The organism is Taibaiella lutea, assembly GCF_008629695.1.
Taxonomy (GTDB): Bacteria; Bacteroidota; Bacteroidia; order Chitinophagales; family Chitinophagaceae; genus Taibaiella; species Taibaiella lutea.
Window position 1 is genome coordinate 121,638 of record NZ_VWSH01000001.1, and the last position, 23,137, is coordinate 144,774.

At 38.5% G+C, this 23,137-nt stretch carries 16 protein-coding genes and 1 tRNA gene; 6 read left to right on the plus strand and 11 right to left on the minus strand.

All coding sequences use genetic code 11. The annotated features are described in order from the left end of the window. Positions 1 to 11 precede the first annotated feature (11 nt). Together F0919_RS00515 and F0919_RS00520 are read right to left on the minus strand one after the other, a co-directional pair. The gene (locus F0919_RS00515) at positions 12 to 1,070 is read right to left on the minus strand and encodes a response regulator (protein WP_150030758.1); all 1,059 of its coding nucleotides are present in this window, start codon (positions 1,068 to 1,070) and stop codon (positions 12 to 14) included. 7 nt (positions 1,071 to 1,077) lie between these two features. Further along, the gene (locus F0919_RS00520) at positions 1,078 to 2,292 is read right to left on the minus strand and encodes a PAS domain-containing sensor histidine kinase (RefSeq protein ID WP_150030759.1); all 1,215 of its coding nucleotides are present in this window, start codon (positions 2,290 to 2,292) and stop codon (positions 1,078 to 1,080) included. A gap of 1,387 nt (positions 2,293 to 3,679) precedes the next feature. Between F0919_RS00520 and F0919_RS00525 the strand changes: the two genes are divergently transcribed. Beyond that, positions 3,680 to 3,934 carry a response regulator gene (locus tag F0919_RS00525; protein ID WP_216629346.1) on the plus strand — a complete coding sequence of 85 codons (255 nt, stop codon included), beginning with the start codon at positions 3,680 to 3,682 and terminating at the stop codon, positions 3,932 to 3,934. Between the two features lie 103 nt (positions 3,935 to 4,037). Here the strand turns inward: F0919_RS00525 and F0919_RS00530 are convergent, their stop codons facing one another. Together F0919_RS00530 and F0919_RS00535 are read right to left on the minus strand one after the other, a co-directional pair. Next, on the minus strand, positions 4,038 to 4,541 hold the full coding sequence (locus F0919_RS00530) for a DUF892 family protein (RefSeq protein ID WP_150030760.1): 504 nt from the start codon (positions 4,539 to 4,541) through the stop codon (positions 4,038 to 4,040). Positions 4,542 to 4,559: 18 nt separating this feature from the next. Continuing rightward, entirely contained in the window at positions 4,560 to 4,922 is a 363-nt protein-coding gene (locus F0919_RS00535) for a response regulator (RefSeq protein ID WP_150030761.1), read from the minus strand. A 708-nt stretch (positions 4,923 to 5,630) separates the two neighbouring features. On the opposite strand from F0919_RS00535, the gene F0919_RS00540 reads away from it, so the two are divergent. Beyond that, positions 5,631 to 5,969 carry a hypothetical protein gene (locus F0919_RS00540; RefSeq protein ID WP_150030762.1) on the plus strand — a complete coding sequence of 113 codons (339 nt, stop codon included), beginning with the start codon at positions 5,631 to 5,633 and terminating at the stop codon, positions 5,967 to 5,969. Positions 5,970 to 6,191: 222 nt separating this feature from the next. On the opposite strand, the gene F0919_RS00545 is transcribed toward F0919_RS00540, so the two are convergent. Beyond that, complete coding sequence (locus F0919_RS00545) at positions 6,192 to 9,752, minus strand: chemotaxis protein CheB (protein ID WP_150030763.1); 3,561 nt, start codon at positions 9,750 to 9,752, stop codon at positions 6,192 to 6,194. 966 nt (positions 9,753 to 10,718) lie between these two features. Between F0919_RS00545 and F0919_RS00550 the strand changes: the two genes are divergently transcribed. Further along, positions 10,719 to 11,162, plus strand: coding sequence for a hypothetical protein (locus F0919_RS00550; RefSeq protein WP_150030764.1), 444 nt, complete (start codon positions 10,719 to 10,721; stop codon positions 11,160 to 11,162). 429 nt (positions 11,163 to 11,591) lie between these two features. Here the strand turns inward: F0919_RS00550 and F0919_RS00555 are convergent, their stop codons facing one another. Beyond that, positions 11,592 to 11,849, minus strand: coding sequence for a PKD domain-containing protein (locus F0919_RS00555; protein WP_150030765.1), 258 nt, complete (start codon positions 11,847 to 11,849; stop codon positions 11,592 to 11,594). Positions 11,850 to 12,252: 403 nt separating this feature from the next. Between F0919_RS00555 and F0919_RS00560 the strand changes: the two genes are divergently transcribed. Next, positions 12,253 to 12,918 carry a LytR/AlgR family response regulator transcription factor gene (locus F0919_RS00560; RefSeq protein WP_262713941.1) on the plus strand — a complete coding sequence of 222 codons (666 nt, stop codon included), beginning with the start codon at positions 12,253 to 12,255 and terminating at the stop codon, positions 12,916 to 12,918. 540 nt (positions 12,919 to 13,458) lie between these two features. Continuing rightward, positions 13,459 to 14,721 carry an integrase catalytic domain-containing protein gene (locus F0919_RS00565; protein ID WP_150030767.1) on the plus strand — a complete coding sequence of 421 codons (1,263 nt, stop codon included), beginning with the start codon at positions 13,459 to 13,461 and terminating at the stop codon, positions 14,719 to 14,721. Positions 14,722 to 15,038: 317 nt separating this feature from the next. Here the strand turns inward: F0919_RS00565 and F0919_RS00570 are convergent. Then, positions 15,039 to 15,111 (minus strand) — tRNA-Lys (locus F0919_RS00570). Between the two features lie 145 nt (positions 15,112 to 15,256). Between F0919_RS00570 and F0919_RS00575 the strand changes: the two genes are divergently transcribed. Then, positions 15,257 to 15,898: an MBL fold metallo-hydrolase gene (locus F0919_RS00575; RefSeq protein WP_150030768.1), complete on the plus strand. Its 642-nt coding sequence runs from the start codon at positions 15,257 to 15,259 to the stop codon at positions 15,896 to 15,898. On the opposite strand, the gene F0919_RS00580 is transcribed toward F0919_RS00575, so the two are convergent. The 4 genes from F0919_RS00580 to F0919_RS00595 form a co-directional block, all read right to left on the minus strand. Continuing rightward, positions 15,895 to 17,610, minus strand: coding sequence for a sodium:solute symporter (locus tag F0919_RS00580; protein WP_150030769.1), 1,716 nt, complete (start codon positions 17,608 to 17,610; stop codon positions 15,895 to 15,897). The two genes, F0919_RS00575 and F0919_RS00580, sit on opposite strands and share 4 nt — an antisense overlap. Before the next feature lie 247 nt (positions 17,611 to 17,857). Further along, a complete protein-coding gene (rfbH, locus tag F0919_RS00585) occupies positions 17,858 to 19,162 on the minus strand; it encodes a lipopolysaccharide biosynthesis protein RfbH (RefSeq protein WP_150030770.1) in 1,305 nt (434 codons plus the stop codon). Positions 19,163 to 19,304: 142 nt separating this feature from the next. Next, positions 19,305 to 21,095, minus strand: a complete 1,791-nt coding sequence (locus tag F0919_RS00590) for a MutS-related protein (RefSeq protein ID WP_150030771.1) — start codon at positions 21,093 to 21,095, stop codon at positions 19,305 to 19,307. A gap of 137 nt (positions 21,096 to 21,232) precedes the next feature. Then, positions 21,233 to 23,101, minus strand: coding sequence for an Nramp family divalent metal transporter (locus F0919_RS00595; RefSeq protein ID WP_150030772.1), 1,869 nt, complete (start codon positions 23,099 to 23,101; stop codon positions 21,233 to 21,235). Between the last annotated feature and the right edge of the window lie 36 nt (positions 23,102 to 23,137).

Here is a 23,137-nt window from a genome sequence, read left to right on the forward strand (position 1 = left end):
TTGCAGTTGGCTCAATTATACATCTCCTCTAATATCCTCAGGTTAATAATTTTGATGCGGCTGCTTTCAATACTGATCAAGTTTTCGTCCTTAAGTTCCCCCAGCATGCGGATAAGCGATTCCTTTGCAACACCGGCAATAGCAGCGAGGGTATCCCTGGAAAGGTCAATAGTGTAATCCTCCTCTTTTTCGGAGTTGTATTTCCTTTGGAGGACAATAAGTGTATCTGCTACTTTTTTTCTTAAAGAATTATACGCTATTGCGAGCAATTGTTCTTCCTTGTCATTGATGTTACGTGCAAGTATGCCAATGAACTTTTTCATGATCTCCGGATTCTTTTCAATTAAATCGTCAAACTCAGATCTTGGGATAACTGCCAGCTCTGTGTCTTCCAAAGCTTCCGCGCTCTGCCTGTAAATATCACCTTCCAACAAGGCCATGTATCCGAGGAAATCACCCTTATTATAAAGCCCCACAATAAGTTCTTTCCCTTCTTCATTACGCTTATAGGTCTTGACCTTACCTTTAAGGATATAGAATAGCATGGAAGGGTGATTGCCTTCTGCATAGATAAGTTGTTTTCTCTTATGGTTATTTGTGTTCCGCCCTTCTTTCAGTTCGGACAAATAATCTTTGTCAAAAGACAATTCAATGAGTTGGTGTACCCCATCCATTGTATCGGATAACTGCTTTTTGAGTGCAGCGGCTTTCTTCAACCTCCTTGCCACGGCATTTAACAAGTCTGTGCCATCAAAAGGCTTTATGATGTAGTCATCGGCACCCAATTCCATGCCCTTTCTTACTTCACTTCTTTCTGATTTTGCCGTCAAAAAAATAAATGGGATATTTTGAAGGCTTTGATTTTCCTGCAACATATGCAGTACGCCATATCCATCCAACACCGGCATCATGATATCGCAAATTATTAGATCCGGCACCAGCTTCTTTGCTATAGCGACACCTTCCTTTCCATTCCCGGCTGTTGACACCTCATAGCCTGCAAGGTCAAGTATTTCAGCCATGTTTTCCCTTATTTCAGCATTGTCTTCAATGATCAGTACTTTTTGCATGGTTTGGCTATTGATTCAGGTTAAAGGTTAAGATGAAAGTCGTGCCTTCGTTTATGGCACTTTTGCAGGAAATATTCCCATTCATTAATTCAGCATATTTAGCTACGATATGCAATCCAAGGCCGGTTCCCTGGATGTTGACCACATTGGCACCCCTGAAAAAACGTTCGAACAAATGCTGCTGGTCATCTTTGGATATACCAAGGCCATCGTCTTTTATAGTTAAGGTTAAAATCTCATCATTTCGTTCACTATTTATATTTATCAAGGCATTATCTGCTGAAAATTTCACTGCATTCGACAACAGGTTCATGATGATATGCTTAAGTAAGCTTTGGTCTAAAATAGTTACTGCCGGCCCATTGTGCCGATACTTGATTTGTTGTTCTTTCTTAAACAATCCGGTCACTTCTTGTATGATACTTTCAATGTATTCAGGTAAATCGAAAGTTGCATATCTGACCTGAATCTTTCCTTCTTCGATTTTGCCAACCGACAGGAAATCGTTGAGGATATCCGTCAGCATATTTACAGATGAAACTATTCTTTCTATATGCTTCTCCCGCTTGAAATTATCTTCTGTTTCAGTGTATTTTGAAATAAGATAGGCAGAAGAGAGCACGGTACTTAACGGTGTCCTGAATTCATGTGAAGCCATGGAAACGAACCGGGATTTTAGTTCGCCCAATTCCTTTTCTTTTTCAAGGGCAAGCATCAGGTCTCTATCCTTTGCCTGTGTCTCTTCATTTAATTGGGCAAGCCGTGTTACAGTGCTCGTTAGGGTTTGGGTACGTTCTTCTATCTTCTGTTCGAGTTCTTCATTTAGCAGTTTCAATGCCCGCTCTACTTCCTTTCTAAGCGAAATATCACTAAGGAATCCGATGACATATTTGCCTGCATCCGTTTGATAGTGACCAAGACTTATTTCGACTTCAAATTCACTGCCATCATTTCTTCTTGCAAAAAGGTCCATGCCGAGGCCCATTGGCCTGCTTTTGGGTAGTTGATTATATTGCTGCAAATGATTTTCATGTGCATCATGGAAACGCTGTGGTATTAACATCGATAAAGGTTGACCTATCAGCTCGGCCTCGGTATAGTTGAATTGTGCAAGTAAGAAAGGGTTGGCAAGAACAATGTCGGCCTTGTCATCAATTACGATAATGCCCATCGCGCCATTGCTGAATAATGCGTCGAATCCGATTCCTGTTCCTTTGTTCATGGCGATACATTGTTTTTATTAAAAAGAACCATTTATATTTTTGTTTTTCGCCAGAAATAAACTGTACACCTTGGTATCTTAAATAATCTTAAGAGTAGTTTAAAAATGCGGTATTGTGGCTTAGGAGATTAGTAGGTGTCTGCAACACAAACTTGCAATTGTTGCTTAATGCCAGCTATTTGGGCGCATACCTCACTCACCATTTTTTTTAATTCAATATTCCGGACCCTTAGCTTCTGACGGTGCCTTAAAAGTTCATAAATATAATCAACATCGGCTTGCAATAAAAACGTTAACTTTTCATTTCTATTCAAGGCTTCCCTAAATAAGTCCTGATTTATTTTAAATAACGTATAATCTTGAAGCATGCTATTTTTGTGAATTCTGATGAACTAATAATGGAAATAATATCATCGGTTGGATTATATGGTTTGGTAACTTTAAGGTCGGAGATTTCTTATAACTTATCATTTCGATGATGCAATACAAAGAAGATAGAAGGTGGGATCTCTTAAAATTACGGCAATAATATTATCTGCAACAATAATATAACATAAATTAATGAATATAGTTCGGGCAGTTGTTGATTTAACGGCAGAAGCTTATTAGTAATGATTCAATTGAACGATTTGTTTAGGCCTTGATAGTCAATGTTAAATTAATGGAATCAATTAAAATACCTGAGACTGTTTTTTCGATTTCAATATTTTCTCGATGGCTGTATACCTGGGAGCTTGTAGAGCAAGGCCCTTTTATCTTTATCTTAGTGGTATAGGATTAATCGATTGAGCTTATCTTTAAAACCCACCACCAAGTGAGCGATAAAATTCCGACATGTTTATGCTTAATTCAACCAGTTTCAGTTAGCTTTGAAGTGCTTTACTTTGGGCAGTTATTAACTCCAAGTAGTGGCAATGATATTTAATACAAAAGGTTAGCGTTTCCGATAGCTTGGTGCATCACCTATAAGTTTTCTGCGGTTTTAATAAATAGGTCACCCTATTAAAATCTCCATTGGCCTCTTCTTCCTCCTGATTCAACGTGCACATAGCTAAAAAAAGAAGGTAATTACCTTCTTTTTTTTCTCATCAGGAGCTTAGAGAACAGATTAAGCTGTAATTTATCTTCTTACCATATCTTATTAAACAATTCTGGATTACACTAATCTTTTCGCATTTATCATAAATCGAATGGTAAATAATAATTCATCATTATGAAAAAAAGAGAAACATACCGGGAGGCATGCTCTCTAATTCACTATGTGATTATAATGCAGGTATAATCACAAAGCCCAACATTTAACAAGCTTGTACGTTTTATCTGTAACTCCATTAAATTGAAAAATATAATATAGACAATGACATGGCTAAGAAAATACTGATTATTGATGATGACAGCAGACGAAGCAAAAGCCTTAAAACCCGATATTATATTATTAGATGTCATCATCAAGGGGTATAATATAACAGGTGACGAGATATGCAAAGAGATCAAATCACGCGAGGACTACATAAAAATATTGCTTGTTTCCGGTGAGGAAAATTTACATGACCTAGCTAATAAATGTTCTGCCGATGGCTATCTCCCCAAACCTTTTGATATAAAAAGCTTAAAAGTTTTGATAGCTGACGGGGCAGATTAAATTTTCAGGCCAAAATATAGGACTAGGAAAGAAATACTTGTATAAACATCCAACTAAGTATCGTAAGTCATCCTGAAATAAGCGCAATATAAATTAAAACTTCCTATACCGTACTTAAGTATTTTGTAGTAATCAGCAGCATCAAAGCTTTATCCGCTTTTGCCTCGTTATAATTTTCCTTGATAAGTTCTTTGATCCGCTCTTTACGTATTTTCACCGCCAGGAGTTGAAGCACCTGAAATGAGGCTATCTCGGTCGCTTCAATATTTGTCATATAGAAAAGTATCGACATGTCCCTTAGCTCTGGATTGTCCTGATGTGTTTTGATTTCTTCAAAGGAATCATCTATCAGCCCGGTAAGACCACTGATGCTACCCTCATTTTTCAATGCACCCATCAATTCGTAAATAGCCGCCATACGTTTTCGCTGAAGCTCTACCACCTTGATGGTTTCAAATATTGCTTCTTCCAGGTCTGAAAAATGTACCTGGTATAAAATTTCAGGCAGCCGCTTGAGCAGATGCGATTTTGCTGAATATACTTTGTCCAGGTGATGAATAAAAAATGTTATAAGGTCATCTTTATCCAGATTGATTTGTTCTGCCATGGCAGCAAATTAATGAAATTATATAAACCTGCATCTTACAGCAGACATCAAATTCTTCACATCAAAAGGTTTCGCAATATATCCGTCAGCGTTGCAGTCTTCTGCAAGTATTCTTAAATTATTCTCTGATGACACCAGCAACACCGGTATATAATTCATGTCCTCTCTCGACTTGATCTCCATACAGATTTCATCGCCGTTAAGCTTGTAGTTTCTGAGTTTGACATCAAGTAATACAATATCAGGATGGATAACTTTTATCTCATCAGCCGTCATCCCTGTATTACTTAGCACCACATCAAATTCTGAATCCTGAAATACAATATTTAACATCTCCAGTATGTCCTTGTCATCATCAATAATCAGTATTTTCTTAGCCATAGGAACTCATTTATTTATACCTGCACCTTACAAAATTAAAAGTGTGTAACCAAACCAACATGATATAATGCTTTTAGTTCGAACTCAAGCCAGTTAACAGCGGTGAAACTATATCCCATAGTGGGATTCAATAAATTTTTTTAATGATAAGCCATGTTTTATTATCTGTGTAATAAAATTAATTGTATTTTGTTTTACCCCACTTATATTTTAGGATAGATTTACTTAAAAAGTCGCTTACTGCTGGACGCTTCCTTATTATTATTAATTTAAATATTATATTGGTGATTACTCAAACTCGTCTGCAGTGGTATACGTGGATTTCTGCAAGCTAGTATTCCATATTTCATAATTAAATCCCACTCAAATATCCTACAAATTATCTTTTGCTAAATCTGGTAAATGTGTAAGAAATAAAAAAGTTTATGTAACAATTCTCGCGACAGCCGATATAGCTTTATTTCAGATCAAAACGTATTCATGTGAGCAATTTTACAAAATGTATTTTCTAGCAACCGTTTTTTTTTAATACCAGAGAAGGGAAAGGCGCAGGCGCCCAACCTTGGGTCAGCAGCTAATTTTGCCTTATTTACACGGTCGGCGCCATGGGAAATAACGGTACTTCGCAAATCACCGGAAACGTTGGAACCAACAGTGGGGGGATAACGGGATTTGGAAATGTAAACGGTGTGATGCACAATAATTCCGGTGCTACGCTTGCCGCTGCGGCAGACCTTTTGCTCGCAGCCATTCGGCAGGTATTATGCAAGCAACAAGCAGATAGAAATCCTTAAACATGCTCGCTTCTTCGGGGAAGCAAGCTTTGGTATCAATGGTAAGAATACGATTGTTACGGGTAAGCCGAATTCCTCTACAAATGGTTTGGACATCGGTATGGGACCGGGAATTGCTTATTTCCTTACGCCAAATATCGGCCTCGGGGCTTTAGGAAAGTGTAATGGAATAATGGGATTTGGTAATGCCTTGACCGCACATTCGTTAAACATAGAATTAGGTTTTCAGATTTATTTGCCTCCAGCCAAATGAAAAAAAAAAGGCTGACAATAATACAGAGGACGAAGATTAATTGCCTCATTTCGAACATAAGTGACTGCTTTACGTTGCAGTAGGAGTTAAAGTAATAATTGCATTTGCACCAATCTGGTAAATTGGGCAATGTTTTGATTCAAGGGAAGGCTCATCTTTTTGATGGGCTTCCTTATGTCCTGAACTATATATACGGAAATGCGCTGTATTCTAAACTTTCAATTAATAGGATAAGGTATTATCAGCCGATTGAGGTAAGGGCAGTGAAAAGAAGAATGTGGATCCTTTTCCATGCACACTCTCCACCCAGATCTTGCCTTTGTGTCTTTGGATGATTTCAGCTGAAAGGTAAAGGCCGAGCCCAAAGCCTGAGATACTTTTTGTGTGCTCATTTTCAACTCGGTGGTAGCGGTCAAAGAGCTTTTCCTGTTCCGTGCCTTTTATGCCAATCCCGTTATCCCTCACACTTACCTCAAGCATTCCTTTGTGCTCCTTAAAGCGAACCCCTATATCATTTATTTCAGGTGAATACTTTACAGCGTTGATGAGAAGGTTGTTTATTACCTGCCCTATCTTATCTCTGTCAGCGTATACCCAAACTGGTGCATAGGGTTCAAATAAAATAGCATTGCCCGGCGTTGATACCGAAACGCCTTCCAGCGTTTCATTTATCAGGGCACCGATTTCAAACAGTTCTTCACTTAGATAGATCCTGCCAGCTTCAAGGCAGGCCATATTCAGGAACCCTTTGATGAGTCCGGACATTTTCTTTACCTGTGCGATGGCCTTGGAAAGCGATTCGCGGGCGAAACTGTCATCTTGTGCTAATGCCCTTTCAGCAAGTATCTGGATATAAGCCTGTATAATGGTAAGGGGTGTGTTGAGCTCATGGCTGACCAGGGCAATAAAGTCATTTTTACGGATGTTACCCAGTTTCTGTTCGGTAATATCCTGTATAACGCCGGTAAAGTAGGCAGGGCTGCCATCGTTGTTTTTGGAAATATTCCCTACTGCCCGTAGCCAGCGGACAACATTGTCATCGTGACGCTTTATCGGATATTCCATGTCATAGTTTCCTCCTGTACAGATGCACTCTTCAACAGAATCGAGAATCGTTTTCTTATAATCCCCAACTATCTGTGCAATAGCGTCTTTATAGGATATTTCTTCTTCCGGCAGGAAGCCAAATATCTCTTTGAGGCGCTGTGAAGGTACGAACTCGCGGGTCCTGACATCTATCGACCATATACCAAGCGATGCTGAGTTTATCGCTATTTCAAGGGCTTTGTTGCTGATGTCGAGTTCCTGCTGGATATTTTTCAATAAAGTAATGTCATTAAAGGTTATGATTGCCCCATCATTGTTATGGTCAGGAAGCCGGATATAGGGCATCGTCATGATCTGGTACCATTTTCCGTTATTGGTTTCCACTTCTTTTGTAAGCACAATTCCTTCTTCAATCACCTTTTTTACATCATCAATAATCGTTTCGAGTTTTATATTGGTGGAGATATTGCTCAAAGGCCTGCCTATATCCGAGTCCAATAGGTTAATCTGTTTCACGGTTCCTGGTGAAAACTTCATCAGCAAGAGGTCTTTATTTACAAATAACTGGCCATTGAGATTACTGCGGAAATAGTTATTAAGGTCGTCATTGATTTCGAGCAGTTCTTTATTCTTTAGCTGATAGTCGGCATTAATAGTGTGAAGTTCCTCGTTTACCGATTGCATCTCTTCATTTGTGCTTTGCATTTCTTCATTAGCCGATATAATTTCCTCATTAAAGGACTGCATATTCTCAATTGTGCCATTAAGTTCTTCACCTGACTCGGCCAGTTTATCCTTCAATTCCTTTAGTTCCTGCTCCAGATTGAATATATATTGGTCCTTATGGAGGTCCTCATTGAAAATGGTTTCCGTTTTAACAGCGCCAATCGCAACATCCTCCTGGAAGGTTACCAAAAGCAGCCGTTGACCGCCTTTGATCATCAATGGGCTGACAGAGAGATTTACGCTAAAGACATGTCCTTGCGATTTGAACACGATTCCACTGAGAACCGAAACCTCACCTGTATTTAAAACTTTTCTGCACAGTATATTGAAAGCCACTGCTACAGGCTTTGGTAAAAGTTCCTGTAGGTTTGATATAAAATTCTTTTGGAGCAGGTATTTGGATGTATCGCCATAGGATTTTATGACATGGTGGTCTTCATCTATACATATGGCAAGATAGCCAAGTTTAACGGCGAGGCTATCGTGCATCGCTTCCCCCAATGTAAGGGTTTCATTTACCGCGCCATGCCTTGGCTCAGGATATGCTCTTATGTTTTTAGTTTCCAAAAGTTCGGGCAGGGAAAAGAAATCAAGGCTAATGGCCTTGCTGCTTTCGAGGTTCTTGTATATCCTCCATTTCTTATCGACTACCTGAAGTTTGTCAAGGATCGGGACCGGGTTTTCGCTGGAACCCAGAAATAGATAGGCATCCCTTTTCAACCCGAAGAGCAACATCGAAAATATCTTTTTTTGCAGCACAGGGGCCATATAAATTAACAGGTTGCGGCAGGAGATAAGATGCATATTGCAGTATGGAGGATTCTTTACCATATCATGCAATGCAAAGATGACCATTTTGCGTATGGAAGGCTTCACCTTATAACCACTATCCTCTTCAATGAAGTATTTCTCAAGCAGATAGGAGCTGATGTTTTTCGATATCCCCTTACCATAAACACCTTTGCCCGCATGCAGCAATGCATAGCTGTCCATATCTGTTGCGAAGATCTTGACTACTGTATTTTTCAGGTTGCCGGTTAATTGTTCTGCTATCAGAATAGCGATTGAATAAGCTTCTTCACCTGTGGCACATCCCGCAACCCAAACCTTTAATTCTTCACCGGGCCCGAGGCTTTTCAGCGTTTCAGGAAGTACTTCTTTTTCTATGATATCAAAAGCTTGCTTATCCCTGAAAAATGAGGTCACGCTAATGAGAAATTCCTTGCAGAGTATTTCTATTTCCGCAGGCGTTTTTCTTAGATAATCAAGGTATAAACCCATAGTTTCGAAATTGCAAAAACCTGCCCTCCTTTTCGTCCTGCGAAGTATAGTGGCATGTTTGTAATCAGAAACGTCAAGAGCAGAATTCTCTTTTATCAGGTCAATGATTGCGGTAAGGTTCATTTCTTCTTCTTTCTGGCTAAAGATCAGTTCCTCTTCTTCTTCAATGTAATTTTCTATTGCCTGAGGCATCATTGCAGGTTCCAAAATAAAATCTACAAGACCTGTTGCTATGGCATGGGAAGGCATGCTGCTGAACTCAGAAGTTGCCGGGTCCCGGGCAATGACCATGCCGCCTGCATTTTTAATTGCGATAATTCCTTCTGTCCCGTCTGTACCTAAGCCTGAGAGGATGATGCCAATGGATTTGCTGCCATACTCTTCTGCAAGTGAACTGAAAAAAGTATTGATGGTTAAATGGGGAGGGGCATTTTCTTTCTTGTCAGTCAGGTAAAGGGAGCCATCTTTGATGGTCATATATTTATTGCTGGGTATAAGGTAAACCTCATTGTTTTTCACAACTATGCCATTTACCGCTTCTGTTACTGTAAGCTTACTGTGCCTCGCCAGCAGTTCGACCATCCGGCTCTTAAAATCTGCCGACAGGTGCTGTACGATCACATAAGATACTCCATCCATCGGAGTATGATCAAAGAAAGTGATTATTTCTTCCATGCCGCCCGCGGATGCGCCAATGGCAATGATATGATGTGGTATTGCCTGGGACATAACTTAAAGTTCTAAAGGGTGAAACGGAGCCGGGAAACTTTGGGAAGAAAAGCCAGATGTGTTACCAAATATACACTTTAAATACGGCACCCTTTAATTTAAGGTTTCCTTACGGATAAAGGTCTATAGGTCAGGATGGATGGTATAATAAAAGAGCAAAACCATGTTTGCATTCTTTTAAGGTTACATTGCTTCTTTCTTTTAGATCCAAAGTTATCAATAATCTGGTTCTTATAGTTAAATATTATATTTTTATCATATAAGATATGATATGAATTAATTTTATTAAGTATTCTGTAGACTTAAACGAATCAATTCTCCGTATTCCCAAAATTTAATAAAATAAGATTAATGCCAAGTTAACTTCAGTAAAAATCTTTGACTTATTTTTGATATCGAAAAAGAATTGCAGAAAAAAGTTAATAGAATCAAGAACTATATGCAGAAAATCTGTGTGATATTATAAGCTAAGTTTTTAGCCATTACAAACTTGAATCATTTGCATTACTAAACATGATTGATATTAATTTAATGAAACTTCAACATTTAAGTGCGGCCAAAAAGCAAAGTTAGCCAATAAATTAAAAGACTGCGGGAATATCACTTATACTGTAATAACTGCAGAGCCGGATTTTCGAAAAGTTTCATTAAAACAAAGACTAAGGAATGTATTTGAACCGAAAAAAAAGGAAATTGAAATCATTAGCTATAAATACCGTTGCAAGTCAGTTGTAGATATGAAGGATTTCTGCAGTCTTTCGTATAACGATTCGTTGATAAATGATTTGCTGGTTCGCCCGAAAGAATTTTTGTTGAGGAAGGCTGTTCTCTACATGATCTAGAGTGTTACTAATAAAAAAATCTTTGACGTCGCCCGTCCTCAAAAATTAGTGTCTCATCTCTAAAAATACAGGCGATGGAATTATCAGAAAAAATTAGCTACCTTACCCCAAAAATATCTTAATCATGTCTTTAGCCAGCGACACAACTATTACATTATCATCCGGCATATCTGCCTTGTCAGAATTAAAAATAGGCGATATGGTCTTAGCATGGAGGCCGAAGGAATCTATAAATAAACCGGTTATATTCAGTTCTGGTACTGAAGGCGGCAGTCGAGGGCAAATGGTTATGTATATCGAATTTGATGGTAACTCCCTAATTACAACGATGGATCAGGTTATGATATTATCTGATCAGACTTTAAAAAGGGCAGACCGGTTAATAGCCCATTTTGACCGGCTCCTGCGGGCGGATGGTCAACCAGTAAATGTAAGCAAGGTATCTGCTGGTATGTACTCAAAGGGATTACATCACGTAGCCATTGACAGTTCTGGAACAGGAGGTGATCACCTTATTATTGCAAATGGTGTCGTTTGTGGGGATTATTTGTTGGAAACGCGTATTTAAGCCCGTTGCCTCTAAGGCAGAATAAGTATTGCCTCTTGCAATCGAAATTTATAGGTTATGCGGCCTAATCGATCCACTTTTTAAATGCCAGAGCGCGTTTTTGACTAATGATTATCCAAGTTAAAGAAAGGATGCTGCTCTGCTTTTAATTTACCATACGACAGCAAATCAAACTCTTAGCAGGTTTGTCGGTGGTCAATCATTTGCCGGTTGACCCTAAAAATTTCGTTTCTGGAAGCTGTTCATAAAATCCCACAACTCTTCAGTTTGAACCTTACTTTGTTGAAAACCGCATAAAAACAAGAAAAGTGCACCTAAGTGCGCTTTCCCTACAAAATTCAGCGGTTCTCTTTCAGACCTGCGTGAACCCCTTGGTACAAAACTCGAACCATTTGATAGAAGATTTGAAATTGTTGGCAGAGATAAAATTTAAAAATAAATACAATTCATAATAAATACCCAATACGTTCCGGTATGACAAATGTGGGTGCATACAATGTAAGAGCCGGATGCAGTGTAAGTATGCGTTGGATTGGGATTATTGGAACCCGGCGTATTGTCCCCAAAATCCCAACCGATACTTGTATAGGGATTGCTACCAGTATAATTAAAGTTGTAAACATTATCTGAATTGGTATAGGTGAATTGGGTTGCAGGAGTAGGCAAATGCCGAGCTTTACCACCCAATAATCGAAATTTCCATGGTTCCCCGAAACATCGCCGTCATTGGATTTTGAATATCCTGCCAATATAAAACCCCCATCTGTTGTTTGCTGAATGGAATGGGCACCATCTACCTCGTTAGGAATATTATTATAGCCTTCCTGACCGGTTTACGCCTAGGTCGGTTCGGAATTATCAAACAATCAAAAAAAGCTCAGGCCGATAGTGTTTATAATCAATAACCACTTTATTGAAAAGCAACTAAAACCAACTTACACTGAATTAAAGCGCAGCTTTATGTTTAATAGGGATACAACCTCAGAAATATTGTCAAAGTCATTAAATGTAGTGATTATAGATGACGAGCCAATCGCGTGCACGAACATAAAAAACATCCTTTTAAACTATATAAAAACAACCGATAAATATCTGCGGCCTTGCCTATAATACAAACGATGCTGCGTTGTTGATTGAAGCGTTTCAACCGGATCTTGTTTTTCTTGATATCGAGATGCCCAACGAAAACGGGTTGCATTTTCTTGAAAGAATATTTCCATTCAATTTCGAAGTAGTTTTTGTGACCGCATATGATACTTTTGCAGTGAAAGCATTCCGGTTAAATGCATTGGATTACATCATGAAGCCAATCGACATTGATTACCTGCAGGATGCTATAAATAAGGTAGCAGAGAAACTTGTCTTTAAGAACCTTCTTCATCCAAAGGAAATTATAAATCAAAATACACCAGATAGTAAAATAGAGAAAATGTTTTTCCGTACCGAGAACAGTATGGAGCTTGTAGAAATCTCTCAAATTATTTATATTAGTGCCGATTGGAGTTATACGAACATCTTCTACCTGAAAAATCAGCAGATAAATAAAATTACTATGAGCTATTCAATTGCAAAATATGATCAGCAATTATCGAGCCATTCCTTTTACCGTATTCATAAATCTTATCTTGTGAACATTGCATTCGTCGAAAAAATAATCAAAGATTCGAATACGATGCTTCAATTAAGTAATGATATTAAACTGCCCATAAGCAGAAGAAAATACGCGGCACTACTTTCATTTATGGCTAAGAAGTAGATAATATATAAATTTATTACGCCATAAAAAGATACCGTCAAACGTTTTTCGTTAAAGACTTATGTATATACATAATTATAATAAATACTTAAATCCAAGCTATGTTTTTTTCTCCCGTTTGACGCGCCCAATTTTTACATCATATTGCTGGTGTTAGTTTGCAGTTTCTTGGGTGTTGTAGTAAATGGCCGCATCTTTTTAAAGACATCTTCACCGATGGATTTGCCATATTCATCAAATAAAAATAACCTACACTATTACAATTGGTTCTCAATAATGCACTTCTATTTTGTTAAACATTTTGAATTGTAACCTACAACAATAGTAATTTCAATAGAATCAAGGTATGTCATCTGCTATTTTCTTGTTTCCAAATTAGTTTTAACGTTTATTTTCAACTCCTCTTTAAAGACAACACGACCCAAAACTGTAGCGCATTAGCGATTTGAATTTTGAATACTTGCCAATTTTCAGTTCACCTTTTTCTACTTCTAATAATCTTGTAATAAAGCCATTCTTAACAATCGCAAATACATTATTATGGCTCACGCACAACAGAGGTATCATTCCGATTTTAAAGTCCAATATTGCCAGGGAGGATTACCACCTGAAATGGTCAAAAAAATCCCAAGGTCCACCAGACAAAGGTGGAGGGAAAAAGAAGAAAAAAAGTTCTGGATGCCTACACCGGAACAACATAACATTATAGATGAGTTAACCATCAAAAAACTTCAAGCCGAAAACAGGCAGTTAAAGATAAAGCTAAAGGCATTGTATTATATTGTTATGCTTTATAAGGAACTGATTGCTTTATTAAAACCAAAAGCCAGGCATGGATTGCAGATAAAAAAAGGAGTTGAACTGATTTTGCGGTTTTGCTGGGAAAATAACCTGGATAAAAAGGTTTGGAGATTCCTCCCATTTTCCTTTAAACAATGGCATTCATGGGAAGGATTAAGATCTTGCCTAAACTCACTTCAAGGTTATTGCCGCAAACAAAACGTCGGGCAACTGACGCTTCAGGAGCAGGTCGACCTCCAACGCGGTTGCTCTGAAAAGGAAATCAAAAACTGGCCCCTCATCAGCGTATATTATTATCTGCTACGTCAAAAGAAAATCAGTTTTAGCCTCGGTGCTTTTTATAAATACTGCCGACTATTAAAGATTACAAGGCGGAAACACAAAAGGAGGAAACATTATGTTCCTATTGCAGCAACCGCGCCATTAAAGATTTTACATCAGGATATAACGATCTTCAGGACATTGGACGGGGTAAAGCGATATGTCTATGTAATTAAGGATAATTTTAGTCGTGCGATACTAGCATGTAAAGTCACAACGGAATATAGCAGCGAAATTGCCCGGCAAACTTTTGATGGGGTTTTGCAACGCTTCGGCCTTTTGAAAGAAGAAGGATTTCTCATCACGGATGGAGGCATGGAAAACAAGGGAGCACTCGATGAGATGCTTTCACGACCAGGGATGCTCTGGAAAAGATTGACTGCACAAATAGATATAATCCAAAGCAACTGCATGGTTGAAGCTGCCAACAAAATCCTCAAATACCGATACCTATATCCCAAACATATCTTAAACGGAGTTGACTTAGCTTACGAACTAAAAAAGGCAGTAGAGGAATTCAACTCAATGCCTAATGGCCAGTTATTGGGCCTTACCCCCAACGAGGTATTGTCTGGCGAAATTCCAACCAGGGGAAATTATAAGGAGCAGATATATTTGGCAACGCTAGAGAGGATGGAGGAAAACCGGCAATTTGAATGTGGATTAAGCTGTCATTTTTAAAATATCGATAAGATGTAAGATATTTATTTACAAATCACTTCATAAAGAGATTTAAATTAATAAAAAGCACTATAATTAAGCATTGGAACACGTGAAGGAGAGGAGTAATTTTTAGCGTACGCAAATGCGTACACTAAACTGTGAAATGTTCATGAAACGTGACCGTCACGGAATGGTCACCATTTTTATTGATTTCCTTTGTTTTGAAATAGCCTGCTTTTTTGTGCCCACTCAGCAAAAAATGGGACTAAACGCAAAAAAGGCGCTTTTCAGCGCCTTTTTTTCAACTTAATCGGTAACGTCGTTGGAGACGTTTGTGATTCCGCTGGGACTCGAACCCAGGGCCCATACATTAAAAGTGTATTGCTCTACCAGCTGAGCTACGAAATCAAACCATTGTCCCGTTTCGTTGGGAGTGCAAAGGTAGGAGTCCAACTTTTATTTTCCAAAAAAATGAGAAAGAAATTCAGAAAAAAATTTCATCGTACTTTGCAGGCCAATAAAGAAGGTATCATTTCATAAAAATCAGAAATTCATGCTAAAGGTTGCTGCGTTTACATTTAACCCCTTTCAGGAAAATACTTATATCATCTCTAACGACAAAAGCGAATGCTGGATTATTGACCCGGGCATGTACGGAGCCGATGAAGAAAGGAAGTTGATTGACTACATCGAGAAAAATCAACTAAAGCCGCAACAAATTATCAATACTCATGCGCATATTGACCATATACTTGGCATTGATGCCATAAAACAAAAGTTCAATATCCCGTTTGGAATGCATCAGCAGGAAAACCCTGTTTTAGCAAATGCTACCGGCTCTGCAATGTTGTTTGGAATAAAGATGGGGGCTGCTCCCGTTGCAGATTTTCATATTTCGGAGAACGAAAAACTGAAATTAGGTGATGATGAAATAGAAGTAAGGTTTGCGCCGGGTCATTCACCGGGAAGTATTGTTTTTTATTATCCTGAAGGAAATTGGGTAATAGGCGGCGATGTATTATTTAGCGGAAGCATTGGCCGTACGGACTTACTGGGAGGTAATCATGAAACGCTGCTTAACAGCATTGCCACGCAGTTATATACATTGCCGGATGAAACAATTGTTTACAGTGGTCATGGTCCTGAAACAACAATAGCACAGGAAAAACGCTCTAATCCTTTTGTACGCGGTTAATCATTAATTGCTTTGTAACGGACACTGACTATATATTGGCATAACAATGATAATATCATCACCAATACTGCGCCAATAACATTCAGCCAAAGAAAAGCAACTACATTACAGATATAGATTATTAGTACAATTGCTTCAGAAAGAATGGCAGCATAAAACACTGCCGTTCCTCTTACTTTCTTCAGAAAAAAGGCTGTGAGAAAAATTCCAAGTATAGCGCCGTAGAAAAGGCTTCCAAGTTCATTTACAGCTTCAATCAATGAACCCATCTTGGTGGCGAACATGGCAACTGCAATACTAAAAATCCCCCAAAGCAAGGTATAAAGCCGCCCATACTTCAACTGCTGTTTTTCATCGAGCGCTGTGGTTTTGAATACCTGATGAAAGTCTATGAGTGTAGAGGATGCGAGCGCGTTAATGGCGGCAGATATAGAACTCCAGCTTGCTAAAAATATTATTGCAAATATCAGGCCAACCATACCAACAGGCAAATAATGTCTTACAAAATGAAGAAAGATATAATTACTGTCATTATCAGGCTCTGCAATAGCTACTGTATTTTGCTTGATAAGGGCACTCATTTGCTTACGTTGCCTGTCAACAAGCCTTTGCCCATAATGTAATCTGGCCAACAAATAATCTTCCTTGTATTTATTGAAAGTATTTGGATTCTTTCTAAGCTCCAACAGTGACAGCGCGGTTCTTTGATTATAATCGGCTGCAAGTTTATTTTGAATAGATAAGGGAAAATATTGTTTGGGCGCAATAGCAGCAACTTTCTTTTCAGCAGATTCATTAAAAAATAAAGGTGCTTTATAAATGGTATAGAAGGAAAACAACAATGCGCCAATGAGCAGAATCAGGAATTGCATGGGTATCTTAACTAAACCATTCATCAATAAGCCTAACCTGCTTTCCCTGATGTCTTTAGCTGTAAGATAGCGTCCTACCTGACTTTGGTCGGTTCCAAAATAAGATAGCGCCAGGAAAAAGCCACCGATAATTCCCGACCAGAGATTGTATTTATCTTTTACATTAAATTCTGTTGTGATAACATTCAGCTTCCCTGATTTACCGGCCAAATATAAAGCATCTGTAAAGCTGACATTGGAAGGGAGCAGGCGTACTACCATGAACCCTGCTACAGCCATAGAAAGCATGATGATAGTAAATTGTATCTTCTGCGTATGGGCAATAGCTTTTGCGCCGCCTGTATAAGTGTAAATAATCAACAAGCCGCCGACGAGCAAATTGGTTATATAAATATTCCAGCCGAAAATAGTAGAAAGTATGATGGAAGGCGCATACACGCTTATACCTGTTGAAACACCTCTTGAAAACAGGAACAAAATTCCGGTAAATAACCTTGTCTTTCTGTTGAAACGTTTGTCAAGATATTCATAAGCTGTAAATACATTGAGTTTTTGAAAGATGGGCACAAAAACCATGCTGATGACTATCATCGCCAATGGCAAACCAAAGTAATATTGTACAAAGCGCATGCCATCTGAATAAGCCTGACCGGGGCCGGAAAGAAAAGTGATGGCGCTTGCCTGTGTAGCCATAATACCAAGCAAAACGGCATGCCAGGGCATTTGCTTTCCTGCACGCAAATAGGTCTCCGAACCTGTCTGTCCACGACCTTTCCAGATGCCGAAAAGAATGATCAGCACCAATGTGGTAAGCATAATTATCCAATCCGGAGTACTCATGACCAATATTTAGTAAACCAGGTTAATAATAAGATTAGTACCAGCAACCATAAGAAGACTGCCCAATACCAACGCTTCCAGTAAGATTTGCTCATTTTGCAAGTTTAGGATAATTCCGTTTTAATTCCTATTCAATAGGGAATGGTTAACTATTTTAAACTAGTCCTTTTGTATAAAAGACAATATTTCTGCAAAAAAATTTGCCAACTTTTGAAAAGCTGGCAAATCAGAAAAGGCGCTAAATAATTTACTTCTTTAAATATTCATGCAGCATCTCTACGATATAATCATAATGTTGTTCTTTTAACCCGGGCCAGACACCAAGCCAGAAGCCTCTGTTCATAATGATATCTGTATTGGTCAAATCACCGACAATGCGTTTTTCAATATTTTTATAAGCGGGCTGTTTGGTAAGATTGCCTGCAAATAATAATCGTGTGCCAATCTTCTTTTCTTCAAGATAGCTTACTAAATCATTTCTGTCGATGGGACTGTTTTCTCTTATGGTAATCATAAACCCAAACCAGCTTGGTTCACTATTGGGAGTTGCTTCAGGCAGAATAAAGTGTTCTTCAAATGGCTTTAATTTCTTTTTCAACAAATCAAAGTTTGCACGACGTTGCGCTACGAATGTATCTGCTTTATTTAACTGACTTAAACCAATAGCGGCCTGCATATCCGTAACTTTCAGATTGAATCCGATATGGGAATAAGTGTATTTATGGTCATAACCAAAAGGTAATTCTCCGAGGCACTGTTCATAACGCAAACCGCAGGTATTGTCTTTGCCTGGCTCGCACCAGCAATCGCGGCCCCAATCCCTGAAACTTTCTACAATCTTTTTAAGCTTGGCATTATTAATTAAAACCGAACCACCCTCGCCCATTGTAATATGGTGTGCGGGATAAAAAGACACGGTTGCCAAATCTCCGAAGGAACCTGTCTTTTGATCGTTGTAGGTTGCGCCTAAAGAATCGCAATCATCTTCAATCAACCAAAGATTATACTTTTTGGCAAGCCCTTTTACAATGTCCAGATTGAACGGATTACCCAGGGTATGTGCCAGCATAATGGCTTTTGTCTTAGGTGTTATGGCAGCTTCAATAAGTTCCGCTTTGATGTTATAAGTAGGGATATCGACATCAATAAAAACAGGAATACAACCAAACTGGAGCATCGGGTTTACGGTTGTAGGGAAACCAGCAGCAACTGTAATTACTTCATCGCCGGGCTTTAATGCTCTGTCACCAAGCTTTGGAGAGGTTAAGGCGTAAAAAGCAACCAGATTTGCGGAAGAACCCGAATTAACCAATGCAGAAAAACGGCTGCCGAAATATTGCGCAAATTTTCTTTCAAATTGCTGCGCATAACGACCGGTGGTCAGCCATCCGTCCAATGTTGCATCAACTCCATATAATATATCGTCTTCATCCAATATCTTACCTGTAACAGGTATATAATCCTGCCCGGGAACCATGCTGCGATGAATATTTCGGGAGGCTATTTCGCGCAAAAGAGGTTTTAAATCCTCATTGATATTCTTAAAATCCATTTTAGGAAGAGGCAATACAGATTAAACAAGATTGCAAAGAAAAGAAATATTAAGGGGATATAAGTTATCTGAACTGTGATTTCTTTGTGTTTTATAATAAATATTGATTCCCCCTGAACAACATTAAAATTAAGGCATATATCTATATGATTTCCATTTTCTTCATCAGGAATGTAGCGCTTTTGTTTTTGCAGATGCCTACTCTCAATTTATAATCAAATACCAATTCGTTGTTTATAATTTCCACTTCAAAACATTGGTTGGTAAGAATACCGGGATGTTGGTCTGTTGTGAGGCATACTTCCAAATCGTGTGTTGCAATGGCTCCTATAGCTTTTCGCTTAATTATTTTCTCTATGACGCCGATAGTCCCGCTGCGTTTGTCATCCGAATTGGTGCCTCTTAGTATTTCGTCCAAAAGCACAAAACAAACCTCGTCTTTCAACTGTTCCATGATATATTTCAGTCTTTTCACTTCTGCAAAAAAGTAGGATTCGCTATCGGCTAAAGAATCGGACTGGCGCATGGAGACAAATATGCTCAATGGATGAATATCGGCCGTTGTTGCACAAACCGGAGCGCCCATTCCGGCCAGAACCATGTTGACGCCTAAAGTGCGGAGAAAAGTGCTTTTACCCGACATATTAGAGCCTGTAAGTATTATGAAGCGGTTATCCTCAAAGCTTACATCATTGCAAACTCTTTTATCATCGGCAATAAGAGGATGCCCTAAGTTTTCAAATGAGATTTTATGATTGTTATTTATTCGGGGAAAACAAAAGGAAGGATTATTATATTTCAGATTGGCAATACAATTCAGCATTTCAAAAGAGCCGATAACCTGCAGCCATTGTGTTACTTGCTTTTTATGTTTTTGTTTCCATTTATTCAGATTATTTAACTGGTGGATATGGTATAAAAACAAACCATTCATTGCAAAAGCAGAAAAAGGGTTCTGAACGGTTTCCATTTTCGAAAAGATGCCGCCTAATTCTTGCAATAATACGCTGGCTTGGGTTTTATCGGTCTTTAACTTTTCCTGCAACCCTTTAAGATAGGTACTTTCATAAGAAGCAGTTTCAATCTGAAATAACATTGAAGCATAGGATTTCAGCATTTCATTTATTTTTTCTGTGCTGAATAAAGCTTTCCTGATATTTTTAAATTGAATGAAATAGATAACAAGGTTTAAGGGAACTAATTTATTGATGATGCTCCAATAAATGTCCTGTTTTGTCATGAAATACATGGCTATTGCAATTATCAAACCGGCAGGAAGTATATAACACAATACCAATAAGGTCTTTGGAACATTAGAATTGTCTTCTTCCGTCCAATTTACCAATTGCTTATAAATACCCTCATTATCATTTGCTATTTTTCCTGCGGCATATAATGCCTGCCTGTCTTCTAATTTTGTCGTTAATTCAGCAGTTGCTTTCTGTACTTCAATTATTGTATCGGGTGCAGCTGCTTTTAAAAGGTTATCTGCCAATACTTCCCTGCCCATTTCTGTAGCAGTTCTGTTAAGATGCTGATAAAGCGAACGTTTACCGAACAGATCCAGATCAGCGCTATAAGCATGGTTATCCTGAGCAAAAACGGCGCCATCATAAAAGGATAGCTTCTGTGTCGTTAAATAAGCAAATTCTTCTTCATTGATCGTCTGAAGTGTTTTGGCAAATAATTTCTTATTTCCCGTTTGCTGATGAATTTTCATCAGCATTAGGAATGCGAGGGTAAGTATGATGGCAATGACAAGACTTATATAATTGTAAGTTGTACCAAAGTTGTAATATAAGGCGATGGCTGCTATTACTATAACAAGCCTTAAAATGCTTAAAGCATTATGTCTTTTTTGTAAGGTTTCGTATTGTGCTTTATATTGTTCACTAAGTGTTTTATAAGTTTCAATAACAGTAGGTGCAGGCATGAAATTTTTAATTGTAAGAAGACAAAGTTGTGGTATTTTATTTTAAAAGCACGTTTCAAGACATGGTTGAACGGGGCCTATTCAATAAACGGTGTTATTTATTGAATAAACTCCGGTATAAACATTTACTTCAATTTCTATTTTGCCACAAAAACAGGAATAGAAACCATGTGCCTTACTTTATTAACTGTTTCACCAAAAATAAAATCTTTTAATCCTCTATGGCCATGACTACCAACAATAAGTAAATCTGCCTTTTTTTCTTTACAAATACGTGCAATTTCATCTGTTCTCTTCAAAAATCCCATTTCAGAATCGGCTTTAAAGCCTTTATCTGTAAAAACTTTAATATAGGCATCCATTCTTTCCTTGTCTTTTTTGGTTTCAAAGTCTTCCGCTTCCGATTCCATCATGGTGCTTGATGCGCTTTCTGTAATATGTATGAGTACAAAGGATGTATTTTTTTCGGCAAGTTTCAAAGCGTAAAGGATAACATGGTTATCGGTTACAGAATAGTCGAGCGCCAATGCAATAGTTTTAAAATCAGGAAGTTGGGAGTCGAATATTGGCTTTATCTGACTGTGTACGTCTATTGTATGTTTTCGCCTTCTCAACAATAACGGATAAATAACGGCCATTATTAAAAGGAGTACAAGCCCAAGCACGCCTAATACAATGAGTAAGTCCAATAACCAGTTTGTGCTTGCTTCCAGCCAACTTTTCACTTCTTCAAAAACCAGTTTGAAATTCAAAACAACAATCAATGCTGCTACTGTCCATGATATGATTTTAGTTTTAGCAGTAATTACAAACTTGCCCATCCGTTTACTATCGCTTACAAAATAAATCAGTGGAATAACGGCAAATGCGAGCTGCATGCTTAACAGTACCTGACTGAAAATCAATAATTGCCCGACTTTAGATTCACCTGCAATCAGGATAACCAAAACGGCAGGGATGATGGCAAGCAGCCTTGTTATTAATCTACGCAGCACAGGGCTGATGCGCAGGCGCAGGTAGCCTTCCATAACAATTTGCCCGGCTAAGGTACCTGTAATGGTGCTGCTTTGTCCTGCTGCAATCAATGCTATGGCAAACAATCTCGGAGCCCATACATTGCCAAGCATTGGCGCTAACAAACGGTGTGCATCCTGCAATTCCGCCACTTCTGTCCTACCGCCTTTATGAAACACGGCAGCAGCCAATATCAGGATTGCAGCATTTACAAATAACGCGAGGTTGAGCGCGATGGCGCTGTCCCAAAAATTATATTTAATTGCTTTTGCTATGGAGGCTTCGTCGCGTTTAATTTTGCGTGTTTGCACCAAAGCCGAATGCAGGTACAGGTTATGCGGCATTACGGTTGCCCCAATAATACCGATAGCTATATAGAGTGCTGCATTATTGGGAATAGAAGGTACAAAACCACTTACTATGCCGGTTATTGCCGGTTTTGCAAACAACATTTCCACAAAGAAACATCCACCGATAATGGCTATCATGCCAATGATAAATAGTTCCATTTTACGCATCCCTAATTTTTGCAGCCATAACAGCAAAAAAGTATCAAGCAGACTTATCAACACACCCCATATCAAATCAAGGCCAAAAAGCAATTGTATGCCTATTGCCATACCCAATACTTCTGCAAGGTCACAGGCGGCAATGGCAATTTCCGCAAGTATGTATAACATGAAGTTTATGCCTTTGGGATAGGTTTCGCGATTACATTGCGCCAAATCTTTACCCCATACGATGCCCAATCTTGCACTAAGGCTTTGTAATAATAAGGCCATCAGATTACTGAGCAATAGCACCCAGATAAGTGTATAGCCAAATTGGCTACCGCCTGCAATGTCGGTAGCCCAATTACCGGGATCCATATAACCGACGCTTACGAGATAAGCGGGACCAAAAAAAGATATGATTTTACGCCACCTGGATTTACTGTTGCTGACGACAACACTTCCATGGACTTCGTGAAGAGAATTATTGTGATTGTTCAAAAGTTTTGAATTTATTTTTAGGCAAATCTAAAAATA